5 protein-coding genes are annotated in these 4,330 nt (G+C 67.0%); 2 read left to right on the top strand and 3 right to left on the bottom strand.

The genetic code is table 11. The features are described 5' to 3' along the window. Positions 1-141 precede the first annotated feature (141 nt). Positions 142-1,398, bottom strand: a complete 1,257-nt coding sequence (locus tag ELR45_RS12215; protein WP_129666274.1) for a glycerophosphodiester phosphodiesterase family protein — start codon at positions 1,396-1,398, stop codon at positions 142-144. 202 nt (positions 1,399-1,600) lie between these two features. Here ELR45_RS12215 and ELR45_RS12210 point away from each other — a divergent pair, with 202 nt between their 5' ends. Beyond that, positions 1,601-2,470 carry an endonuclease/exonuclease/phosphatase family protein gene (locus tag ELR45_RS12210; protein ID WP_129666272.1) on the top strand — a complete coding sequence of 290 codons (870 nt, stop codon included), beginning with the start codon at positions 1,601-1,603 and terminating at the stop codon, positions 2,468-2,470. A gap of 90 nt (positions 2,471-2,560) precedes the next feature. On the opposite strand, the gene ELR45_RS12205 is transcribed toward ELR45_RS12210, so the two are convergent. Together ELR45_RS12205 and ELR45_RS12200 are read right to left on the bottom strand one after the other, a co-directional pair. Continuing rightward, complete coding sequence (locus tag ELR45_RS12205; protein WP_129666270.1) at positions 2,561-3,223, bottom strand: class I SAM-dependent methyltransferase; 663 nt, start codon at positions 3,221-3,223, stop codon at positions 2,561-2,563. Next, positions 3,210-3,677 carry a MarR family winged helix-turn-helix transcriptional regulator gene (locus tag ELR45_RS12200; RefSeq protein ID WP_240759534.1) on the bottom strand — a complete coding sequence of 156 codons (468 nt, stop codon included), beginning with the start codon at positions 3,675-3,677 and terminating at the stop codon, positions 3,210-3,212. The genes ELR45_RS12205 and ELR45_RS12200 overlap by 14 nt, the downstream gene beginning before the upstream one ends. A gap of 197 nt (positions 3,678-3,874) precedes the next feature. Between ELR45_RS12200 and ELR45_RS37650 the strand changes: the two genes are divergently transcribed. Next, a partial coding sequence (locus ELR45_RS37650; protein WP_205856476.1) for an FAD-binding protein occupies positions 3,875-4,330 on the top strand: 456 nt, incomplete at its 3' end.

The following is a 4,330-nucleotide window of genomic DNA, read 5'->3' as shown; positions in this document are numbered from 1 at the left end:
GCGGGCGGGACGAGCGCGCCGAGAACGCGGGGAACGTACCGACATCATCCAGGCGTGAGCCGTGATGATGTCGGTACGTTCCCAAGGTCGGCACCTGCGAGCCGAGTGGTGGTACACGCCCGGTGCTTGGGTGGGTTCCGTTCAGTAGGCGTAGATGTCGACCAGGGTGTCGTCCGGGGTGAACAGCGCAAGGCTGTCGCCACCGTTGTTCAGGACTGCACGACCGTAGTCGTTGTAGTAGCGGCCCTCAGACGGCTTGCGGACGTTGGTGCCCGGTCCGGTGTACACCCGCAGATCCCCGCCGGCGGGGATGAGGTACCCCCGGCCGACCGCGAGCGTGTTGATGACGGCGTCGTTGATGTAGTAGCCGCCGACGTTCACTGGGCGGTCCGTGGTGTTGGTCAGCACGAGGTACTCACCGTTCTCCGGCTGGACGTCGTCGCCCGGCGCGTTACCCACCGCGTCCGAGATCACGATGCCGTTGGCATCCGGGACCGGGTCGGCGCCGGCCAACAGGTCCTCGAGTACGCCCGGGAAGTCGGTGGTGACGAAGTCCACGCCCAGGTCGATGACATCACTCATGTGCTCCGGGCTGTTCACCGTGTACACGTTGAGCAGCAGGCCCGCGTCGTGCACCCGATCGACGTCGGCCGGGTTCAGGGTGCGGTAATTGGTGCCCCACGCCGTCGCCCACTCCGCGACCTCCGCCAGCTCGGCGTCCGACTGGGGAACGGCTCCGAGCCCCATGACCGGGATGTCCGGCCGCTGCTCGTAGAAGTCGTGGATAGCTTCGATGTCGAACGAGATGGCCGTGAGGCGGCCGTCGTCGGCGAGCTCGTTCCACCGGGGGTCGGCGTTCAGCTCGTCCACCACGACGTCGACCAGGCCGGGGGAGTCTGCCGGGCTCTTGAGCTCGATGACGATCCCGGGACCGGGATACCCGTGGTCGAGAATCTCGTTCAGCGTGGGGATCTTCTCGCCGGCGAACTCCTCGCTGTACCACGAGCCGGAATCCAGCTGCTGAAGCTCGTCGTAGGTGAAGCTGCTGATCAGGTCGCCCTCGCGTCCGGGAAAGACGTCCTCGACGTTGGTCGTGCGGGCCAGCGTGGTGTCGTGCATGATCACGGGCACGCCGTCAGAGGAGAGCTGGACATCGATCTCGAAGAAGTCCGGGTTCTGCTCCTTGACCAACTCGACCCCGGCCAGCGAGTTCTCGGGCGCCAAACCGGCGCTGGCCCGGTGGCCGATGTTGATCGGATCGGATGCGGTGTCGGTGAGCTGGTCCGCTCCGGCCGTGCCGGCGGAGAGCGCGACGGTCATGCCTGCCACGACGACGGCACCGGTTCCCATGGCGATGGATCGATGCCACGATGTGCCGGTTGGATGGCCTGCCTTCATGCCTGACTCCTCCTTCGCGGCCGGCCATGCGTAGCGCAGGGACGACGTTCGCCCCGGGCCGACCTGGTGTGCGGCACGGTACATACATCGCCACGGGCGAAACGTTGACGCCTGCTGAACGCGAGTTGAAGAACCGGCGACGGTTGCCGGTGTTCACCGAGAGGTCGCCTCGATTTCACCACCGGCGATGAAGATCTCGGTCATGAATCTTGCACGCGTTGTGAAGACCCTGGCGGCCGCCGTGCTGGCGACCGCGCTCATCAGCCCGGTCACGACCGCCACTGCTTCACAGCAGCCGCAGGCGCACCCCGTCGACCGGGAGATCCGCGCGATGAGCTTCAACATCCACCATGGGGTCGGGGTCGATGATCGGCTCGACCTGCAGCGGGTCGCCGACCTGATCGAGGACGAGGACGCCGACGTCGTCGGGCTCCAGGAGGTCGACCGGCACCACTCGGAACGCAGCGACTTCGTCGACCAGGCCGGCTGGCTGGCGAAGGAGCTGAACATGCACGTCGTCTACGGCGCCAACATCGACCGCGACCCGCTCAACCCGGGCGAGCCGCGTCGTCAGTACGGCACGGCCATCCTGAGCAACTCGCCGATCATCAGCTGGGACAACACGTACCTTCCCAAGTACGAAGGACACGAGCAGCGTGGGCTGCTTCGGGCCCGCGTCGTCGTCCGTGGCGTGCCGGTGCAGGTCTACAACACGCACCTGCAGCACAATGACGCCGACGAGCGGGTCGAACAGGCGGAGGCGATCAAGGAGCTGATCGGGACGCCCGACGACTCGGTGGTCCTGCTCGGCGACCTGAACGCCACGCCGGACGCGCCGGAGATCAAGACGCTGGTGGACGAGCTGGTGGACGCCTGGGAGGAGGCGGGGGTCGGCGACGGCTACACGTATCCCGTCGAGGACCCGAACCGACGCATCGATTACGTGCTGTCCTCGGACGACGTCGTGGCCCGGTCCGCCGCCGTGGTGACCACTGACGCGTCAGACCACCTCCCGGTCCACGCGGACCTGCTCCTGCCAGGCAGCAGGGTCGGCGTGGGCAACGGCAAGTAGTACTTCTTCCCAAGCATTCACTGTCTCGTGATCATCAACGGGCGGCCACACCATGGCCGGTCCAGCCGTTGATGATCACGAGACGGGTCGTTACGGTGCGCGGTGGAAGAGCGCGCGCCACCGTTGCCGCTCGGCCGTGCGCACGTCCTCGATGCGCTCCGCGACGACGCCGTCGACGGCGAAGGACTCGACCTCGGCCCGGGTGAGCGGCCAGGGTGGCCCGCCGGGTTCGCTGCGATTGTGGCGTGCCATCGCGATGACCAGGAGCTTGCCGCCGGGTGCCACCAGCCGGGAGACGGCGGGTATGGCATCGCCGCGCGGAGGGTCTGGCAGCGCCTGGACGGTCATGATCTCGACGACGAGGTCGAAACGGTGCTGCCATGCCGACGGCATGTTCAACAGGTCGGCCTGCAGGTACTCCACGGGAGAGCCGGGAAAGCGCTGCTGGGCTCCCTCGACGGCGCTGGCCGCCACGTCGAAGGCGGTGGTGTCGAAGCCGAGGCCGGCGACGAGTTCGGCATCGTCGCCCAGGCCACAGCCGACGACGGTGGCGGTGCGGCCAGTGCCGTCGACCGCTTCCCGGTCGGTCCACTCCGTCAAGAGCTGATGCGGCGTTCGCGAGTCCCAGGGCACGATCGCACGGCCCTGGGAGGCCTCGGCATAGAGCCGCTCGAACCATGCGAAAGGGTCACCGGCGGCATAGGACTCGGCGGACAGCCGGAGGGCGTCGGCGTCGCGGTCAATCGCTGTCATGAGTACTCCTCGCCGTGCTCAATATCGTCGCGGCGTTATCCCGCAGGCGGTCGAGAGTCTCGCGTAACCGGTCGGCCTCGTCGTCGGGAATGCCGTCGCGCAGTTTGCGGTCAAAGTCGAGCGCGGCGTCCCGCATCCGCCGGAACGCGGCCTCGCCCTTGTCAGTGAGCTCCACCAGATGCACGCGACGGTTGTTCGGGTCGCGGCGCCGGGTCAGCAGTCCGTCAGACTCCATCGCCGTCAGGTGATGGGTCAGGGTAGCGCCCTGAATCCCGACGTGCGCGGCGAGCTCACGCTGGCTGGCGACGGGATCGGCCTTCAGTGCGAGGAGGATGAACCACATCGGGCGCGATCCTCCGGCGCTGCTGAGCGCTGTGTCGAAGGCGCGGCTGGTGGCGTTCACCGTGCGCCACAGCATCATTCCGATGGGCGCCTTCTCTGGTGGTCCGTACACGGAGGTGAGCGTATCTCACCAGCGTTAGAAGTCCAAGCGTTTGACATCTAACGGTTAGCTTTCTATCGTTTTTCTCGGTCGGGCTGTCACTTCTGGGACGTGCCGTTCGACATATGAGTAGGGACGGGGTGTTCCCGGCCGCACCGACTGTGTCGGTGGTGACGGATAGCGTGAACGGGCCTTGAAGGGAAGAGCACATGACTACATCCACAGACAACGCAGGAACTCTCATCGCACGGCTGAGTGAGGAGGTCGACGGCCGGATCGTCACACCGGAACACGACGGCTACGACGAGGCCCGGATCGTCGCCAGCGCCCGCGTGGACCGTAGGCCGGTTGCCATCGTCCGGCCGGCGGACGTGACTCAGGTCTCGCGGGTCGTCACGCTCGTGCGGGACGCTGGTGTGGAGCTGGCTGTGCGCAGTGGCGGCCACAGCGGAGCCGGCCATGGCGTGTGCGACGGTGTCGTGCTCGACCTGGGCGAGATGAAGGACCTGGAGGTCGACGTCGAGGGGCGCACCGCTTGGGCGCAGACCGGACTGACCGCGCGTGAGTACACGATCGCCGTGGGGAAGCACGGACTGGCCACCGGCTTCGGAGACGCGGGCGTGGTCGGCATCGGCGGAATCACACTCGGTGGCGGCATCGGATTT

It is taken from the genome of Phytoactinopolyspora endophytica, from assembly GCF_004138495.1.
In the GTDB taxonomy this organism is placed as follows: Bacteria; Actinomycetota; Actinomycetes; order Jiangellales; family Jiangellaceae; genus Phytoactinopolyspora; species Phytoactinopolyspora endophytica.
This window is presented reverse-complemented; position numbering and strand designations above follow the sequence as displayed.

Coding starts and splice junctions, on each gene's coding strand:
- ELR45_RS12210 (WP_129666272.1), top strand. CDS start 1,601: ATGAATCTTGCACGCGTTGTGAAGACCCTGGCGGCCGCCGTGCTGGCG.
- ELR45_RS12205 (WP_129666270.1), bottom strand. CDS start 3,223: ATGACAGCGATTGACCGCGACGCCGACGCCCTCCGGCTGTCCGCCGAG.
- ELR45_RS12215 (WP_129666274.1), bottom strand. CDS start 1,398: ATGAAGGCAGGCCATCCAACCGGCACATCGTGGCATCGATCCATCGCC.